Source organism: Brevundimonas sp. BR2-1 (genome assembly GCF_037626195.1).
In the GTDB taxonomy this organism is placed as follows: domain Bacteria; phylum Pseudomonadota; class Alphaproteobacteria; order Caulobacterales; family Caulobacteraceae; genus Brevundimonas.
The window spans coordinates 54,413-72,234 of the sequence record NZ_JARKMV010000001.1 but is presented as its reverse complement, the minus strand read 5'-3'; the positions used below and the strand labels follow the sequence as shown (position 1 = coordinate 72,234).

General features: G+C 67.0%; 18 protein-coding genes. 17 read left to right on the top strand and 1 reads right to left on the bottom strand.

Translation table 11 applies throughout. The features are described from left to right. Positions 1–2 precede the first annotated feature (2 nt). Genes nuoH through nuoI form a run of 3 tightly spaced genes read left to right on the top strand, consistent with a single transcriptional unit; the run spans position 3 to position 1,893 of the window. Positions 3–1,187: an NADH-quinone oxidoreductase subunit NuoH gene (gene nuoH, locus BrevBR_RS00360; RefSeq protein ID WP_339999591.1), complete on the top strand. Its 1,185-nt coding sequence runs from the start codon at positions 3–5 to the stop codon at positions 1,185–1,187. Beyond that, a complete protein-coding gene (locus BrevBR_RS00355) occupies positions 1,184–1,402 on the top strand; it encodes a hypothetical protein (RefSeq protein WP_332639555.1) in 219 nt (72 codons plus the stop codon). Before nuoH ends, BrevBR_RS00355 begins: the two co-directional genes overlap by 4 nt. Then, a complete protein-coding gene (nuoI, locus tag BrevBR_RS00350; protein ID WP_055829299.1) occupies positions 1,402–1,893 on the top strand; it encodes an NADH-quinone oxidoreductase subunit NuoI in 492 nt (163 codons plus the stop codon). Before BrevBR_RS00355 ends, nuoI begins: the two co-directional genes overlap by 1 nt. A gap of 55 nt (positions 1,894–1,948) precedes the next feature. Here nuoI and BrevBR_RS00345 read toward each other — a convergent pair whose 3' ends face one another. Next, on the bottom strand, positions 1,949–2,764 hold the full coding sequence (locus tag BrevBR_RS00345; RefSeq protein ID WP_339999590.1) for a methyltransferase domain-containing protein: 816 nt from the start codon (positions 2,762–2,764) through the stop codon (positions 1,949–1,951). 236 nt (positions 2,765–3,000) lie between these two features. Between BrevBR_RS00345 and BrevBR_RS00340 the strand changes: the two genes are divergently transcribed. From BrevBR_RS00340 to BrevBR_RS00275, 14 genes are all read left to right on the top strand, one after another. Beyond that, on the top strand, positions 3,001–3,630 hold the full coding sequence (locus BrevBR_RS00340; RefSeq protein WP_332639557.1) for an NADH-quinone oxidoreductase subunit J: 630 nt from the start codon (positions 3,001–3,003) through the stop codon (positions 3,628–3,630). After that, entirely contained in the window at positions 3,630–3,938 is a 309-nt protein-coding gene (gene nuoK / locus BrevBR_RS00335) for an NADH-quinone oxidoreductase subunit NuoK (RefSeq protein ID WP_325740676.1), read from the top strand. The genes BrevBR_RS00340 and nuoK overlap by 1 nt, the downstream gene beginning before the upstream one ends. A 2-nt stretch (positions 3,939–3,940) precedes the next feature. Further along, on the top strand, positions 3,941–6,031 hold the full coding sequence (gene nuoL / locus BrevBR_RS00330; protein WP_339999589.1) for an NADH-quinone oxidoreductase subunit L: 2,091 nt from the start codon (positions 3,941–3,943) through the stop codon (positions 6,029–6,031). Between the two features lie 11 nt (positions 6,032–6,042). Continuing rightward, complete coding sequence (locus BrevBR_RS00325) at positions 6,043–7,521, top strand: NADH-quinone oxidoreductase subunit M (RefSeq protein ID WP_340000746.1); 1,479 nt, start codon at positions 6,043–6,045, stop codon at positions 7,519–7,521. A 7-nt stretch (positions 7,522–7,528) separates the two neighbouring features. Beyond that, positions 7,529–8,974, top strand: a complete 1,446-nt coding sequence (gene nuoN / locus BrevBR_RS00320) for an NADH-quinone oxidoreductase subunit NuoN (protein ID WP_339999588.1) — start codon at positions 7,529–7,531, stop codon at positions 8,972–8,974. Positions 8,975–8,980: 6 nt separating this feature from the next. After that, positions 8,981–9,730: a biotin--[acetyl-CoA-carboxylase] ligase gene (locus tag BrevBR_RS00315; RefSeq protein ID WP_339999587.1), complete on the top strand. Its 750-nt coding sequence runs from the start codon at positions 8,981–8,983 to the stop codon at positions 9,728–9,730. Positions 9,731–9,881: 151 nt separating this feature from the next. After that, positions 9,882–10,661 (top strand): type III pantothenate kinase, encoded by a 780-nt coding sequence (locus BrevBR_RS00310; RefSeq protein ID WP_332639561.1) that lies wholly within the window; start codon positions 9,882–9,884, stop codon positions 10,659–10,661. After that, positions 10,658–12,331: a ribonuclease J gene (locus BrevBR_RS00305; protein WP_339999586.1), complete on the top strand. Its 1,674-nt coding sequence runs from the start codon at positions 10,658–10,660 to the stop codon at positions 12,329–12,331. The genes BrevBR_RS00310 and BrevBR_RS00305 overlap by 4 nt, the downstream gene beginning before the upstream one ends. 74 nt (positions 12,332–12,405) lie before the next feature. Further along, a complete protein-coding gene (gene pyrH / locus BrevBR_RS00300; RefSeq protein ID WP_332639563.1) occupies positions 12,406–13,146 on the top strand; it encodes a UMP kinase in 741 nt (246 codons plus the stop codon). 35 nt (positions 13,147–13,181) lie between these two features. Beyond that, positions 13,182–13,739, top strand: a complete 558-nt coding sequence (gene frr, locus BrevBR_RS00295) for a ribosome recycling factor (RefSeq protein ID WP_332639564.1) — start codon at positions 13,182–13,184, stop codon at positions 13,737–13,739. A gap of 29 nt (positions 13,740–13,768) precedes the next feature. After that, positions 13,769–14,548 (top strand): polyprenyl diphosphate synthase, encoded by a 780-nt coding sequence (gene uppS, locus BrevBR_RS00290; protein ID WP_332639565.1) that lies wholly within the window; start codon positions 13,769–13,771, stop codon positions 14,546–14,548. Further along, positions 14,548–15,363, top strand: a complete 816-nt coding sequence (locus BrevBR_RS00285; RefSeq protein WP_332639566.1) for a phosphatidate cytidylyltransferase — start codon at positions 14,548–14,550, stop codon at positions 15,361–15,363. The genes uppS and BrevBR_RS00285 overlap by 1 nt, the downstream gene beginning before the upstream one ends. Next, positions 15,360–16,556 carry a 1-deoxy-D-xylulose-5-phosphate reductoisomerase gene (gene dxr / locus BrevBR_RS00280; RefSeq protein WP_332639567.1) on the top strand — a complete coding sequence of 399 codons (1,197 nt, stop codon included), beginning with the start codon at positions 15,360–15,362 and terminating at the stop codon, positions 16,554–16,556. The genes BrevBR_RS00285 and dxr overlap by 4 nt, the downstream gene beginning before the upstream one ends. A 23-nt stretch (positions 16,557–16,579) precedes the next feature. Next, complete coding sequence (locus BrevBR_RS00275) at positions 16,580–17,794, top strand: M50 family metallopeptidase (RefSeq protein WP_332639568.1); 1,215 nt, start codon at positions 16,580–16,582, stop codon at positions 17,792–17,794. Positions 17,795–17,822: the final 28 nt, after the last annotated feature.

Below are 17,822 nucleotides of genomic sequence, written 5' to 3'. Positions count from 1 at the left end.
CGATGACCGACGTCGTACCCCATCGTTCGAACCCGCTGGCCGCGATCTTCCTGACGGTCGTCGGCCTGGCCGTGGCCGTCGGGCTGGCCTTCGCGGCCGTCTGGCTGTGGAGCCTGATCCCGCCGTCGTTCTGGACCAGCCCGGTCGGCTGGCTGCTGATCACCGCAGGCGGCATCCTGCTAGTGACCGTCGGCATCCTGATCTCGCTGGCCTTCCTACTGCTGGCCGACCGGAAGATCTGGGCGGGCGTGCAGATGCGCAAAGGCCCGAACGTCGTGGGCCCCTTCGGCCTGCTGCAGTCGTTCGCCGACTTCTTCAAATTCGTGCTCAAGGAAATCATCGTGCCGGCGGGCGCCGACAAGGTGGTGTTCCTGCTGGCGCCGCTGCTGACCTTCATCCTGGCCTTCATCGCCTGGGCGGCCATTCCGTTCGCGCCGGGCTGGGTGATCTCGGACCTGAACGTCGGCATCCTGTACATCTTCGCCATATCGAGCCTCGGCGTGTACGGCATCATCATGGGCGGCTGGGCTTCGAACTCGAAGTATCCGTTCCTGGGCTCCCTGCGCAGCGCGGCGCAGATGGTGTCGTACGAGGTCTCCATCGGCCTGGTGATCATCAACGTCATCCTGCTGGCCGGCTCGATGAACCTGACCTCGATCGTGACGCAGCAGCAGGGCATGTTCTGGAACTGGTTCGCCTTCGGCGGCGGAGCCGACACCTGGCCGACCATCGTGGTGATGATCCCCATGGCGGTGATCTTCTTCGTCTCGGCCCTGGCCGAGACCAATCGCCCGCCGTTCGACCTGCCCGAGGCGGAGTCGGAACTGGTGGCCGGCTATCAGGTCGAATACTCGTCGACGCCGTACCTGCTGTTCATGATCGGCGAATACGCCAACATCGTCTTCATGTGCGCCATGATCAGCCTGCTGTTCTTCGGCGGCTGGAACCCGGGCGTGCCCCAGGACTGGCTGGACGCCCTGCCGGGCTGGCTGGAGCAGGCGATCTATCTGGTCACCTTCCTGGGCAAGATCGTCGTGGCCTTCTTCATGATCGCGCTGGTGAAGGCCTTCGTGCCCCGTTACCGCTACGACCAGTTGATGCGACTGGGCTGGAAGATCTTCCTGCCGACCTCGCTGGTCTGCGTCGTCGTGGTCGCCGCCTGGCGCGTGTTCGCGGTGGGCGCATGATCCGGATCCTGACCCTCGTGCTGCTGGCCGCGACGGCCGGCGCCTGCACCATCCCGACCTATGAGCCCGACCCCGTGTCGGTCTATCAGTGGGAACGGCGGCAGGAGCAGATCCAGCGCCAGCAGGCCGAACGCGAACGCCTGTGCCGTATCACCAAGGACGACGACCCGCGCAAGGAAGAGCTTTGCCGCGGCGTTTCCGGAGCCAGCCAGTAATGTTGAACCGTCTCGTCCAGGCCGCGAAGGGCGCGCTTCTGATCGACGCCATCGGGGCGATCGGCCTGTCGTTCAAATACATGGCCCGCCCCAAGGCCACGGTGAACTATCCGTTCGAGCGCAACCCGCAGTCGCCGCGGTTCCGGGGCGAGCACGCCCTGCGCCGCTATGCGAACGGCGAGGAACGCTGCATCGCCTGCAAGCTGTGCGAGGCCATCTGCCCCGCCCAGGCCATCACCATCGAGTCCGAGCCGCGCGCCGACGGCAGCCGCCGCACGACCCGCTACGACATCGACATGGTCAAATGCATCTACTGCGGCCTGTGTCAGGAAGCCTGCCCGGTCGACGCCATCGTGGAAGGTCCGAACTCGGAGTTCACGACCGAGACCCGCGAGGAGCTGCTCTATGACAAGGACCGGCTGCTGGCCAACGGCGACCGCTGGGAACGGCTGATCGCGAAGAACCTCGAGCTCGACGCGCCCTACCGGTGACCATCCAGCGCCGTCATCCTCGGGAGGATGACGGGGAGGGGGATCGGGCGACGCCTCACACCTTCTCGGCGATGATCTCCACGACCATCGGCGTGATCATCACCGCGTCGGGATCGGCGTCGGCGGCGTCGAAGGCGGCGATCACGCGGTCGCACCAGGCCCGATCGACCTTGCCGGATTCGAGCAGGAACAGCGGATAGTTGCGGGCCCAGGTGGCCGGCCATTGCCAGACCAGGTCGTTCTTTCGCACGGTCTCGACGATGGGCTGTATCGACCGGATGCGGAAACCCGTGGCGGGCAGCAGGGCGGGCAGGGCGCGACCGATGTCGGGCTCGCCGCCCGAGGCGCGCCAGTCCTCGACGACCAGCTGTTTGAAGTCCTCGACCGCCGGATTGTCGGGCAGGATCGAGAACGTCCCGTAGTCCAGATATTCGTGGATCACAGCGACGCCGCCGGGGCGAAGCGTGGCGCGCAGCTTTTTCAGCACGGCGGCGGGATCGCTGACGAAGGCCAGCACCCAGCGGACCCAGAAGGCGTCGGCGCCGGCGACGGGCAGGGGGTCGGTGACCAGATCCACCGTTTCGGCGGCGATGTTCAGCAGCCCCCGCGCCCCGGCCGCACGGTCCAGCACATCGACGAACCGGGCCGATCGCTCAAGGGCGTGGACGCGGCCCGTGGGGCCGACGATCCCGGCCAGATCCAGACTGGCCCAACCGGGTCCCGCGCCCGCGTCGACAACCGTCGAACCGACGGTGATTCCGGCCCGGCGCCAGGCGTCGAGCACGCGCGGCCGCCAGACGCGGTGCTGCAGGCCGAGGCGTTCGACCTCGGCGTCGTGGGTGCCCAGAAGGTAGTCCTGCTCTTCGCTCATGACGGTCGTCCCGGTTCCCCGCCAAACTGGGCCCGTCGCCCCGCTCCGGCAAGACGGGAACAAGCGGCCGCCGGCCGTCGCATTCGGTCTTTGCAAAGCCCCGCGCGGCGGTTAGAAGTCGCGCGCTTTCCGAGGCTTTCCGGGCGGGATTCGCGCGCCGGGTTTCGGGTTTTTGTCTGAACCATCCGCTGGCCGCCGCCTCGCTCGCCGGCAAAGCGTGAGGAGCCGATCGCGCGATGCTCTTGCAAGGCCTGGCCTTCTATCTTCTGTCGGCTGTGGCCGTGCTGGGCGGCCTGATGGTCGTGACGGCGAAGAACCCCGTGCACAGCGTGCTGTGGCTGATCCTGGCCTTCTTCTCGTCGGCGGGGCTGTTCGTCCTGCTGGGGGCCGAGTTCCTGGCCATGCTGCTGGTCGTCGTCTACGTCGGCGCGGTGGCGGTGCTGTTCCTGTTCGTCGTCATGATGCTGGACGTCGACTTCGTGAAGTTGCGCGAGGGCTATGCCCGCTATCTGCCGCTGGCGATGATCGTGGCGGGCATACTTCTGGCCGAGATGATCATCATCTCCCTGACCGTGGTCAGCGGCGGCGCGGCGGCCGACGCCATCGGGCCCGTCGCGGCGACGGCCGAGATGTCCAACGTCGAGAGCATCGGCCGGGTTCTGTACACGGACTATGTCTACATCTTCCAGGCTGCGGGGATCGTGCTTCTGATCGCCATGATCGGGGCCATCGTCCTGACCCTGCGCCACAAGCCCAACATCAAGCGTCAGAACGTCGCCCGTCAGGTCGGCCGCGACGCGAAGACGGCGATGGAAGTGAAGTCGGTCACTACCGGCGCCGGCGTCACCCCCGAGGATCTGGTCTGATGGTCGTCACCCTGCAGCACTATCTGGCGGTCGCCGCCATCCTGTTCACCATCGGTGTCTTCGGCATCTTCGTGAACCGCAAGAACGTCATCATCATCCTGATGTCGATCGAGCTGATCCTGCTGGCCGTGAACATCAATTTCGTCGCCTTCTCGGCCTACCTCAACGACGTGCAGGGGCAGATCATGGCCATGTTCGTCCTGACCGTCGCGGCCGCCGAGGCCGCCGTGGGTCTGGCCATTCTGGTGACCTTCTTCCGCAACCGCGGCGACATCGCGGTTGACGACGCCAGCGTGATGAAGGGCTGACCGTGAATCTCGAGACCCTCGTCACCCTCGGCGTCTTCGCCCCTCTGCTCGGCGCGGCCATCGTCGGCCTGTCGGGCCGCCGGCTCGGCGACCTGATTTCCAAGTCGGTCACCACGGGCCTGCTGTTCTTCTCGTGCGCGGTCGCCTGGATCGTGTTCAGCCAGTGGACCTGGGGTGGCCTCGAGGCCTTCACGGTCGAGCTGTTCCCGTTCATCAATGTGGGCGACTTCCAGTCGGTCTGGTCGATCCGCGTCGACGCCCTTTCGGCTGTCATGCTGGTGGTGGTGACGACGGTGTCGTCGCTCGTCCACCTCTACAGCTGGGGCTATATGTCGGAGGACCCCGACAAGCCGCGGTTCTTCGCCTATCTGTCGCTGTTCACCTTCGCCATGCTGGCGCTGGTGACCGCCGCCGACTTCATGCAGCTGTTCTTCGGCTGGGAAGGGGTGGGGCTGGCGTCCTATCTGCTGATCGGCTTCTGGTACAAGAAGTCCACGGCCAGCGCCGCCGCCATCAAGGCCTTCGTGGTCAACCGGGTCGGCGACTTCGGCTTCGCCCTGGGCATCTTCACCGTCTTCTGGATGTTCGGCACGATCCAGTTCGCCGAGCTGTTCCCGATGATCGCCTCGAAGGCGGGCACGGGCTGGGAATTCCTCGGCCACACCTGGTCGGCGATCGATCTGGCGGCCTTCCTGCTGTTCGTCGGCGCCATGGGCAAGTCGGCCCAGTTCTTCCTGCACACCTGGCTGCCGGACGCCATGGAAGGCCCGACCCCGGTGTCGGCCCTGATCCACGCGGCGACCATGGTCACCGCCGGCGTCTACATGGTCTGCCTGCTGAGCCCGATCTTCGAATATGCGCCGGTCGCCTCGGCCATCGTGGCCCTGGTCGGCGCGATCACGGCCCTGTTCGCCGCGACCGTCGGTCTGGCCCAGAACGACATCAAGCGGGTCATCGCCTATTCGACCTGTTCGCAGCTGGGCTACATGTTCTTCGCGGCGGGCGTCGGCGCCTACCAGGCCGCCATGTTCCACCTGTTCACCCACGCCTTCTTCAAGGCCCTGCTGTTCCTCGGCGCCGGCTCGGTGATCCACGGGATGCACCACGAGCAGGACATGCGGAAGATGGGCGGGCTGTGGCGCCTTCTGCCAGTGACCTATGCGGTGATGACCATCGGCACCATCGCCATCACCGGCCTGGGCATTCCCGGCGTCGGCGGTTTCGCGGGCTTCTATTCCAAGGACTCGATCATCGAGAGCGCCTTCGCCTCGTTCGCCAACGGCCACAGCGCCATGGGGCTGTTCGCCTTCATGGTCGGCATTCTGGCCGCGGGCCTGACCGCCTACTATTCGTGGCGGCTGGTGTTCATGACCTTCCACAACAAGCCGGTGTGGAAGGACGCGCATCACGACGATCATGCGCACGGCCATGACGATCACGCCTCGCACGCCCAGCTGGAAACCCATTCCGAGCCGATCGCGGACGATGATCATGCGCACGACGACCACGGCCACCACGGTCCGCTGCATCCGCACGAAAGCCCGTGGGTGATGCTGGTCCCGCTGCTGCTGCTGTCCATCGGAGCGGTCGCCGCAGGCTTCGCCTTCGCGCCTTACTTCATCGGCGACCATGAACATGACTTCTGGCGGGGCGCGATCTTCGTCGCCGAAACCAACCACGTTCTGCACGAGAGCCATTCCGTGCCGACCTGGGTGAAGTGGTCGCCGCTGATCCTGACGCTGATCGGCACCTTCACCGCCTTCTGGTTCTATGTCCTGAAGGAAGGCATGGCCCGGCGCATGGCCGAGCGGGGCGGTGTCGTCCACGCCTTCCTCTACAACAAATGGTATTTCGACGAGCTGTATGACGCCGTGTTCGTGAAGGGCGCCAAGGCCGTCGGCGATCTGTTCTGGAAGATCGGCGACGTGAAGATCATCGACGGGCTGGGCCCGAACGGCGCGGCCTGGGCCTCGCTGAAATCCGCGGCCCGACTGGCGAAAATCCAGTCCGGCTATGTCTATCACTATGCGTTCGTGATGCTGCTCGGCGTGGCCGGTTTCCTCGCCTTCGCCATCTATGCGTGGGGAGCCTGATCTTGCCCCAGATCCCCTACATCCTCAGCGTCGTCACCTTCCTGCCGCTGGTCGGCGCGGGACTGATCCTGCTGGCCCGCCTGTTCAACAAGGGCTCGGCCGACGGCGCCGCGCGCTGGATCGCGCTGGCGACCACGGTCGTGACGCTGGCGGTTTCGGCCGTGCTGGTGGCGGGCTTCGATCCGTCGAGCGCCGCCTATCAGTTCACCGAACGCTATGAGTGGTTCGCCGGGGCCCAGTATTTCATGGGCGTGGACGGGATCTCGATCCTGTTCGTCCTGCTGACGGCCTTCCTGATGCCGCTGTGCATCATCGCCAGCTGGAAGACGATCACCGACCGCGTGGTCGACTATATGATCGCCTTCCTGGTGCTGGAGACGCTGGTCATCGGGGTGTTCACCGCGCTGGACCTGTTCCTGTTCTACATCTTCTTCGAAGGCACCCTGGTGCCGATGTTCATCATCATCGGCGTGTGGGGCGGGGCGAACCGGATCTACGCCGCCTACAAATTCTTCCTCTACACCCTGCTGGGCTCGGTTCTGATGCTGCTGGCCATGCTGTGGATGGCCCACGAGGCCGGCACCACCAGCATCCCGGCGCTCAAGGAATACGCCTTCAGTCCGACCGTGCAGCCCTTGCTGTGGCTGGCCTTCTTCGCCTCGTTCGCGGTCAAGATGCCGATGTGGCCGGTCCACACCTGGCTTCCGGACGCCCACGTGCAGGCGCCGACGGCGGGCTCGGTCATCCTGGCCGGCATCCTGCTGAAGCTGGGCGGCTACGGCTTCATCCTGTTCAACCTGCCGATGTTCCCGGACGCGTCGAGGATGTTCGCGCCGCTGGTGTTCGTGCTGTCGGCCGTCGCCATCGTCTACACCTCGCTGGTCGCCTTCCGGCAGACGGACATGAAGAAGCTGATCGCCTATTCGTCGGTGGCGCACATGGGCTTCGTGACCATGGGCATCTTCGCCGGCAACGCCCTGGGCGTGCAGGGGGCGGTGTTCCAGATGCTGAGCCACGGCCTGATCTCGGGCGCGCTCTTCCTCTGCGTCGGCGTGGTCTATGACCGGATGCACACCCGCGAGATCGCCCTGTACGGCGGCCTGACCGCGCGGATGCCGTGGTTCGCGGCCATCTTCCTGCTGTTCACCATGGCCAATGTCGGCCTGCCGGGCACCAGTGGCTTCATCGGCGAGATCCTGACCATGACGGGCGTCTACGGCGTCTCGACCTGGACGGCGCTGTTCGCGGCCTCGGGCGTGATCTTCTCGGCGGTCTACGCCCTGACGCTGTACCGCAACGTCATGTTCGGCGAGATCACCAATCCGGCGATGAAGGCCATCACAGACGTCGACAGGCGCGAGCTGCTGATCTTCGCGCCGCTGATCATCGGCACCCTGTGGCTGGGCGTGCAGCCCGGTCTGGTGCTGGATTACACCGCCGCCTCGGTCGAGGCCCTGACCTCCGCCTATCAACTTGCGATCGGCGGGTGAGACCATGATGCCTGATCTTGATCTAGCGCTTCGCCTTTCCGCCCCCGAGAGCACGCTGGCCGTCGGCGGTCTGGTGCTGCTGATGCTCGGCGCCTTCATGGGCGACAGGAGCGCGAAACTGGTGTCGGCCCTGTCTGTGGCCCTGCTGGTCGCCGCTACCGCGGTGACCGTGACCGGCCCGCTGGGGCAGGCCTTCAACGACGCCTATGTGGCGGACCCGCTGGCCGTCTACGGCAAGGCCGTGATCTTCCTGTCCAGCGCGGTCGCCATCATTCTGGGCGGCGGCTGGATGCATCGGACGAAGATCGCCCGGTTCGAATATCCGATCCTGATCGTACTGGCCTCGGCCGGCATGGGGATGATGGCGTCGTCGGGCGACCTGATCTCGCTCTACATCGGCATCGAGCTGCATTCGCTGGCCCTCTATGTGCTGGCCGCCTTCCATCGCGACGACCTGAAGGCGTCCGAGGCGGGACTGAAGTATTTCGTGCTGGGCGCCCTGTCGTCGGGCCTGCTGCTGTACGGCGCGAGTCTGATCTACGGCTTCGCCGGCTCGATGCGGTTCGACGAGATCGCCGCCTATGCCGCGACCAATCAATCGACGGGCCTGATCTTCGGCCTGGTGTTCCTGATCTGCGGCCTGGCCTTCAAGGTTTCCGCCGCGCCGTTCCACATGTGGACGCCCGACGTCTACGAGGGCGCGCCTACGCCGGTCGTGGCCCTGTTCGCCACGGCGCCCAAGGTCGCGGCGATGGTTCTGATCGCCCGTACGCTGGAAGGCGCCTTTGCCGGGTCGCACGATCAGTGGGCGCAGGTGCTGATCCTGATCTCGCTGATTTCGTTCGCCGTCGGTTCGTTCGGCGGCCTGGCGCAGAAGGACATCCAGAGACTGCTGGCCTATTCGTCGATCGCCAACATCGGCTACGCCCTGCTGGGCATCGCCGCGGGCACGACCCTGGGCATCCAGGCGATGCTGGTGTTCATGACCCTGTATGTGATCGACCAGTTCGGCTTCTTCGCCATCCTGCTGTCGCTGTCGCGCGGCGGGCGCCCGATCCGGAAGATCGCGGACCTCGCCGGTCTGCGGAAAGACAAGCCGGTGACGGCCATTGCGCTTACGGTGCTGTCGCTGTCGGTGCTGGGCATGCCTCCGTTCTCGGGCTTCTGGGGCAAGTTCTACGTGTTCGGCGCGGCCGCCGACGCCGGTTACTGGATGGCGGGCGCCGCCGGTCTGGTGGCCTCGGTCGTGGCGGGCTTCTACTATCTGCGGATCATCAAGCTGATGTGGTTCGACAAGGCGCCGGAGGGCGTGGAGCCGACTGACGCCTCACCGATCGAGGCGAAAGCTATCGCCTGGGCCGCCGCGGCCTTCAGCTTCCCGCTGGTGATCGTCGGTCTGACGTGGATCGAGCCGCTGGCCCGCGCCGCCTCCGCCGGATTCGGAGCCGGATAGGGCGCGATGCCCGCCGCTCCGATCCTGCTGCTGGAAGAGACCGACTCCACCAATGCGGACGCCCGCCGCCGCGCCGAGGCCGGCGAGACGGGCCCGCTGTGGATCGTCGCGCGGCGGCAGACCGCCGGGCGCGGACGGCGCGGGCGCGAGTGGGCCAGCGAGGGCGGCAATCTGTTCGCGACCCTTCTGACCACCACGCGCAAGGCCCCGGCCGAGGCGGCCCAGGTGACCTTCGTCGCGGCCCTGGCTATCGCCGACCTGCTGGACGCCTGGGCGCCGCCGTCGCTGGTGACGATCAAATGGCCCAATGACGTGATGCTGGCGGGCGAGAAGGCCTCGGGCGTGCTGGTCGAGTCGGGGGCGCATGAGACCGGCGGCCTGTGGCTGGCGGTGGGCATCGGGGTCAATCTGGCCCATTCGCCCGAGGGGACCGAGCGGCCGGCGATGGCGCTGGTTCATCATCTGCGTGGCGACGTGCTGGCGCCGCCGACGGTGGAGACCGCGGCTGCGGCCCTGGCTGAAACCTTCGCGGTCTGGATGGATCGCTGGGAGACGCTGGGTTTCCAGCCGGTCCTCGACGCCTGGCAGGCGCGGACGCCGGGGCTGGACGGGCCCGCCGTGGCGCGGCTGGGGCGCGAGACCGTCGAGGGGCGGGCGGAAGGCGTGGCGCCCGACGGGGCGCTGAAACTGAGACTGGCGGACGGTTCGCTGCGGCTGATTTCGGCGGGTGATGTGTTTTTCGGGGAGGCGGCGTGAACCCGATCTCCCCCCCATCCGTCATCCTCGGGCTTGACCCGAGGATCAGAGGCGGCGTCAAGCGCGGTGCGAGCCGGGTCACACCGGGCGGCGGAACGTCTGGCCCTCGGGTCAAGCCCGAGGGTGACGGTTGTGAGAGGGAGGCCGCGTAATGCTTCTGGCGATTGAGCAAGGCAATACGAACACGCTGTTCGCGGTTCATGACGGGAGCGAATGGGTCGCCCAGTGGCGGACGGCGACCCACGCCAACCGGACGGCCGATGAGTATGCGGTCTGGCTGAGCCAGCTGCTGGCCATGCGGGGGCTGACGATCGGCCAGCTGGACGGCTGCATCATCTCCAGCGTCGTGCCGCAGTCGATCTTCAACCTGCGCAACCTGTCGCGCCGCTATCTGTCGGTCGAGCCGCTGGTGATCGGCGAGAACGTCGAACTGGGGATGACGGCGCGGATCACCAAGCCGAGCGAGGCGGGGGCTGATCGGCTGGTCAACGCCATCGGCGCGCACATGGTCTATCCCGGCGATCTGATCATTATCGACAGCGGTACGGCCACGACCTTCGACGTGGTGGCCGCCGACGGGGCCTTCGAAGGGGGGGTGATCGCGCCCGGCATCAACCTGTCGCTGCAGGCCCTGCACGAGGCCGCCGCAATGTTGCCCCGCATCGCCATCCAGAAGCCGGACAAGGTGATCGGCAAGGACACCGTATCCAACATGCAATCGGGCGTCTTCTGGGGCTATGTCGCCCTGATCGAGGGCCTGGTCGCGCGCATCAAGGCGGAGTGGGGCAAGCCCATGACCGTCATCGGCACCGGCGGCGTCGCTTCGCTGTTTGAAGGGGCCACCACATCCATCGACCGGTTCGATCCGGACCTGACTATCCGCGGCCTGCTCGAAATCTGGCGGCGGAATACCCACTCTAAGGACGTATGAAAAAGCAAACCAACGACGAGTTCGTCTTCCTGCCGCTGGGCGGGTCAGGCGAAATCGGTATGAACCTGAATCTGTACGGCTACGGCCCCGAGGCGAACCGCGAGTGGATCGTCGTCGACGTGGGCGTGACCTTCGGCGACCTGTCGACGCCCGGCGTCGACGTGATCGTGCCCGATCCGGCCTTCCTGGAAGGCGAGACGATCCGCGGCATCGTCCTGACCCACGCGCATGAGGACCATATCGGCGCCCTGGGCTGGCTGTGGAGCCGCATGAAGGCGCCGCTGTACGCCACGCCGTTCACCGCCTTCCTGATCCGCGAGAAACTGCGTGAGGCCGGGATTCTGGATCAGGTCCAGCTGATCGAGGTGCCGCTGGGCGGTTCGGTCGATCTGGGCCCGTTCACGGTCGACTTCATCACCATGACCCACTCGATCGCCGAGCCGAACGGGCTGGGCATCAGGACGCCTCTCGGCACGGTGCTGCACACCGGCGATTGGAAGATAGACGACGATCCCATCGTCGGCGGGGTGACCGACTCGGCCGCCATCACCCGCCTCGGCGACGAGGGCGTGCTGGCCATGGTGTGCGATTCCACCAACGTCTTCGTTGAGGGATCGGCGGGGTCGGAAGGCGGAGTGCGCGACGCCCTGACCGAGCTGATCGGCGGATTGAAGGGCCGGATCGCGGTCGGCTGTTTCGCGTCCAATGTGGCGCGGATGGACAGCGTGATCCGCGCGGCGGAAGCGGCGGGTCGCCGGGTGTCGCTCGCGGGGCGGTCGATGCACCGCATCACCTCGGCGGCCAAGCACGTCGGCATGCTGAACGACATCAAGCCGTTCCTGTCGGACGAGGAGGCGCGCGTCTGGCCCGCCGACCAGATCCTGTATCTTTGCACCGGCAGCCAGGGCGAGGCGAGGGCGGCCCTGTCGCGCGTCGCCGAGGGCACCCACCCCTACATCAAGCTGAGCAAGGGCGATCACTGCATCTTCTCGTCGCGGGTCATTCCCGGCAACGAGCTGTCGATCGGCCGGCTGCAGGACAAGCTGACCGACCGCGGCGTGCGCCTGTACACCGAGAAGGATCACCCCGGCATCCACGTCTCCGGCCACCCGTGCCGCGAGGAACTGCGCCAGATGTACCGCTGGGCGCGGCCGAAGATCGCCGTCCCGACCCACGGCATGCGCCGCCATCTGGCCGAGCACGCCAATCTGGCCAGGGACATGGGCGTCCCGGAGACGGTCACCCCGCGCAACGGCGACATGGTGCGTCTGGCCCCCGGGCCCGCAGCCATCATCGACGAGGTCCCGAACGGCCGGCTCTACGTCGACGGCGGCCGTCTGGTCACCGAACAGGGCGAGGCCCTGCACGAGCGGCGTCACGCCTCGACCAACGGGGTGCTGATCGTCAGCTTCGCCATGGACAGGCGCGGCAAGATCGTCAGCGACATCGACGTGCGGGCCATCGGCCTGCCGGGCGACGCGGAATCGCCGCTGGGCGACGCGCTGGATGATCTGGCCGAGCGCGCCGAACAGGCGGTGCTGAAGCTCAAGGGCGCGGCGCTGGAGGACGAGATGGTCATCGAACAGGCCGTGTCCCGCGCGCTGAAGAAGGCCAGCCAGCAGATCTGGGACCGGCGGCCGATCGTCGAGACCATCATCCTGCGCATGTAATCGGGCCAGTCAGGCCTTTGAACCGGCGGGTTCGCTTCCTATAAGGAGCCGAATCCGCCGCCCAGGACTGCCCCATGCCCGACGCCCCCTCCGAGTTCCGTTACAAGCGCGTCCTGCTGAAGGTGTCGGGCGAGGTCCTGATGGGCGATCAGGGCTATGGCATCGATCAAAAGACCGTCGCCGACGTGGCCAGGGCCGTGGCCGACGTGGCGCGCGAGGGCGTCGAGATCTGCCTGGTCATCGGCGGCGGCAACATCTTCCGTGGACTGAGCAAGGCCGCCGGCGACATGGAGCGCGCCACGGCCGACTATATGGGCATGCTGGCGACGGTGATGAACGCCCTGGCCATGCAGGCGGCGCTCGAGAAGATCGGCGTCCAGACCCGGGTGCAGAGCGCCCTGACCATGAACGCCGTGGCCGAGCCCTATGTGCGCCGCCGGGCGCTGCGCCATCTCGAAAAGGGCCGGGTGGTGATCTTCGCCGCCGGCGTGGGCGCGCCCTTCTTCACGACCGACTCGGGCGCCGCGTTGCGGGCCGCCGAGATGGGCTGCGACGCCCTGCTGAAGGGCACCAGCGTGGACGGCGTCTATACCGCCGACCCCAAGAAGGATCCGACGGCGACGCGGTACGAGACCCTGACCTATCACGACGTGCTGGCCAAGGACCTGAAGGTCATGGACGCCTCGGCCATCGCCCTGATGCGTGACTCGGGCATTCCGATCGTGGTCTTCTCGATCCGGGAAGACAATTCGCTGCGTCGGACGTTGACGGGGGAGGGGACCTTCACGGTCATCTCTTCCAAAAAGGCCGCCTGAGCCTTCAAAGCCAAGAAAACACGAGAGAAACGACCATGGCCAAGCCTGACCTGAAAACCTACCGCGAGCGGATGGACAAGTCCGTCGCCGCCCTGAAGGAAGAGTTCAACGGCCTGCGCACAGGCCGGGCCAACGCTGGTCTGCTGGATCCGGTGCGGGTCGAGGCCTATGGCTCGGCGTCGCCGCTGAACTCGGTCGCCGCCATCAGCGTGCCCGAGCCGCGGATGATCTCGGTCAACGTCTGGGACAAGTCGATGGTGGGGCCGGTCGAAAAGGCCATCCGCGCGGCCGGCCTGGGTCTGAACCCGATCGTCGACGGCCAGACCCTGCGAATTCCGGTGCCGCCGCTGACCGAGGAACGCCGCAAGGATCTGGCCAAGCTGGCCGGGAAATACTCCGAACAGCAGAAGATCGCCGTCCGCAACGTGCGCCGCGACGCCAACGAGGACCTGAAGAAGGCCGAGAAGGCGGGCGAGATCAGCCAGGACGAGCAGAAGAAGATGGAGACCGAGGTCCAGAAGGACACGGACGCGGCGATCAAGCGCATCGACGAGGCCTTGAGGGCCAAGGAAGTTGAGATCATGCAGGTTTGACGGCGCGTTTTGCCGTAGGATAAGCGCCGATGTCCGCCAAACCTTCCCATCCCGCCGCGCCCACCGACGGGCCGCGCCCCGGCGGTCCGAAGCACGTCGCCCTGATTATGGATGGCAACGGGCGCTGGGCCGAGGCGCGCGGGCTGCCGCGCACCCTGGGCCACCGCGAGGGCGTGCAGGCGCTGAAGCGGACGGTGCAGGCCGCGCCGGCCCTGGGCATCACCTGCCTGACGGTGTTCGGATTTTCGACCGAGAACTGGAGCCGGCCGGCGGAGGAGGTCTCCGACCTGATGGGGCTGGTGCGCGCCTATGTCGCCAGCGATCTGAAGCGATTGGAACGCGAAGGCGTGAGAGTTCGGATTCTGGGCCGCCGCACGGGCCTGCCCGCCGACATCGCCGCCATCATCGACCGGACCGAAGCCACGACAGCCCACAACGACCGGTTCACCCTGCAGGTGGCCTTCAACTACGGCGGCCGGGCCGACATCGTCGATGCGGCGCAGCGCCATGTGGATCGGGTGCTGGCCGGAGAAGCGACGGGTCCGCTGGACGAGACGACGCTGGGCGCCGGCCTCTCGACCGCCGGGGCTCCACCCGTCGATGTGATCGTGCGCACCTCGGGCGAGCAGCGGTTGTCGAACTTCCTGCTGTGGGAAGCCGCCTACGCCGAACTGGTCTATCAGAACGTGCTCTGGCCCGATTACGGCGCCGAGGCCCTGGCGGACGTGGTCGAGCAATATCGCAACCGCGACCGGCGTTTCGGCGGACGGGCCGCGCCGGGCGCGGCGCCCGCCCTCGCGGCCGGCTGATGGCGGTCAAGGCGGGCGATATTGGCCTGAGAGCCGCTTCGGCCGTCGTGCTGGCGCCCGCCGCCGTTCTGGCCATCTGGGCCGGCGGACTATGGTTCCTTGCGTTGATGCTGGCGGCCTGCGCCCTGCTGGCGGTCGAATGGGCGACGATGAGCGCCTCGAAGGCGTGGCGGGTCATGGCCGGGGCCGTGGCCTTCGGCCTGGTCGCCGGGGTCGTCGCGGCCCATGCCCAACAGCTGTCGCTGGCGCTGGTGATGCTGGTCTTCGGAGCGGTGGCCGCCGGGCTGTTCGCGCGCAACCGGGGACAGGAGGCGCTGGATGCGGCCTATGGGGTGCTCTACCTCGGCTGGCCGGCGGTGCTGCTGATCTGGCTGCGCGACGTCGACAGCCAGTCGGGACTGGCCTGGACTGTGTCGGCCTTCGCCATCGCCTGGGCGTCGGACATCATGGCCTATCTGGTCGGCAGCGTGGCGGGCGGACCCAAGCTTTGGCCCCGCTTCTCGCCCAACAAGACATGGTCTGGCTTCATCGGCGGTCTGGCGGCCGGTACGGGCGCGGGCGCCCTGCTGGCCGCCTTCCTCGACATGGGGATCAATCCGGCGTGGGGCGCCCTTCTGGGCCTCTCGGCGGCCTTGGCCACCATGGCCGGCGATCTGTGGGAGTCGGCGCTCAAACGCCGGTATGGCGTCAAGGATGCGGGCAAGCTGATCCCGGGACACGGCGGCCTGCTGGATCGGGTCGACGGCCTGATGTTCGCCGTGGTGGTGGTGGCCTGCGGCCGCCTGCTGGTCGGCGTGTTCGGAGCCGGATCATGATCCGGCGGCGCGTCACGGTTCTGGGCTCGACCGGTTCGGTCGGGTGTTCGACGCTGGATCTGATGGATCAGATCGAGACCGCTGGAACCGGCGTGTTCGAGGTGGCGGCCCTGACCGGCGGGGCCAATATCGCCCGGCTGGCGGAACAGGCCCGCCGCTGGAAGCCCGCCATTGCGGTGACCGCCGATCCGGCCCGGCTGCAGGAACTTCGCGACGCGCTGGCCGGGACGGGCATCGAGACCGCGGCCGGCGACGAGGCCGTGATCGAGGCGGCGACCCGGCCCGTCGACTGGATCATGGCGGCCATCGTCGGGGCGGCGGGACTGCGCTCGGCCTGGGCGGCGGCCTCGACCGGGGCGACCCTGGCCCTGGCGAACAAGGAAAGCCTGGTCTGCTGCGGGCCGGCGCTGATCCAGCGGGTCGCGCGGTCCGGCGGACGGCTGATCCCTGTGGATTCGGAACATTCCGCCATCCATCAGGTCTTTCCCCACGACGCGCCAGAACGGGTGGCGAAACTGGTGTTGACCGCGTCCGGCGGCCCGTTCCGGACCCTGCCGCGCGAAAGCCTGGGCGCGATCACCCCCGAACAGGCCGTGGCCCATCCCAATTGGAGCATGGGAGCCAAGATTTCGGTCGACAGCGCCACCATGGCCAACAAGGGGCTTGAGGCGATCGAGGCGGCGTATCTGTTCGACATGCCGGCTGACCGGATCGAGGTCGTGGTGCATCCGGAATCGATCATTCACAGCATGGTCGAATACATCGACGGCTCGACCCTGGCCCAGATGGGGCCGCCGGACATGAAGACGCCGATCGCCTACGCCCTCGCCTGGCCCGGCCGCATCGCCTGGAAGGCGCCGCGGCTCGATCTGGCCGCGCTGGGCGGGCTGACCTTCCAGGCGCCCGACGACGAGCGTTTCCCGGCCCTGAAACTGGCCCGGCAGGCGCTGCAGGCGGGGGGCGCGGCGCCGACCGTGTTCAACGCCGCCAACGAGGTTGCCGCGCTGGCCTTCCTTGACCGTCGGCTGGGCTTTCTCAATATTGCCGCAGTCGTCGCCGACACCTTGTCGCGCGTGACGACCCCGGGGATGGTTTCCTGTTCCGACGATGCATGCGACGCGGCCCTTGAGGTCGATGCGCAGGCGAGACGGACGGCGGAATCGATCATCCGGGGCATCGCGGCGGCAGCCTGACGGCAGAGGGGACCCTTATCGGCATGACGGGCTTTTTGGGCCAGGCGCTGCTCTACATCGTGCCCTTCCTTCTGGTGCTGACGTTCATCGTCACCATCCATGAGTTGGGCCATTTTCTCGTCGCCCGCGCCTTCGGCGTGAAAATCGACCGCTTCTCGATCGGTTTCGGCAAGACCATCGTCGCCCGGACCGACAAACACGGGACGGAGTGGCGGCTGGCCTGGCTGCCGCTGGGCGGATACGTGAAATTCTCCGGCGATCTGGATGCGTCCAGCGTGCCCGATCAGGCCGGACTGGCTGAACTGAAGCAGCGGGTCATCGCGGCGAACGGCGCCGGGGCCGAGCGCGACTATTTCCATTTCAAGCCGATCTGGCAGCGGGCGCTGATCGTCGCCGCCGGTCCGGCGGCCAATTTCCTGCTGGCGATGGTGCTGTTCACCGTCCTGTTCAGCGTCGTGGGCGAGCAGATCGTCGCTCCGCGGGTGGCGCGTGTCTCGCCCGGCACGCCGGCCGCCGAAGCGGGCTTCCAGCCACGCGATCTGATCGTCGCCGTGAACGGCCAGCCGGTGCTTGAAGGGGCCGAAGTCACCCGCATCGTCATCATGAGCGCGGGCGACCCCTTGCGCTTCACCGTCGACCGCGGCGGGCGGCAGGTGTTCCTGACGGCGACGCCGGAACGGCGGGTCGAGGAAGACGAATTGGCCGGACGCGTGCGCATCGCCCGGATCGGGCTGGAGATGTCCCCGCTGGCGCAGGACTTCAAATTCCGCCGCCTGAACCCGCTGGAGGCCGCCGCCAAGGGCGCGGACACCATCGGCGACACGGTCGCGACGACCGGCACCTACATCGGCCGCATCTTCACGGGCAAGGAATCGGGCGATCTGCTGAACGGTCCGCTCGGAATCGCCAAGGCGGCGGGCGGGGTCACCCGTCAGGCGGTGGCGGCGAATCCGGACCCCGGCTATATGGCCGCGAACCTGGCCCTGACGTTTCTTCAGTTCGCCGCCATAGTTTCGATCGGAATTGGCATTGTTAATCTGCTGCCGATTCCGGTTCTGGATGGGGGCCACCTGCTGTTCTACGGCTATGAAGCTGTGGCCCGCAGGCCAGTCCCCGCCCGCGTTCAGGAGGTCGGCTATCGCGTCGGCCTTGCTTTGCTGGCGGGATTGATGTTGTTCGCCACCTGGAACGACTTGCAAAAGCTGAGCCTGTTCAAATTCCTCGGCGGGCTCGCATGACGAGCCGACGCCAGCCCCCGATGGTCCC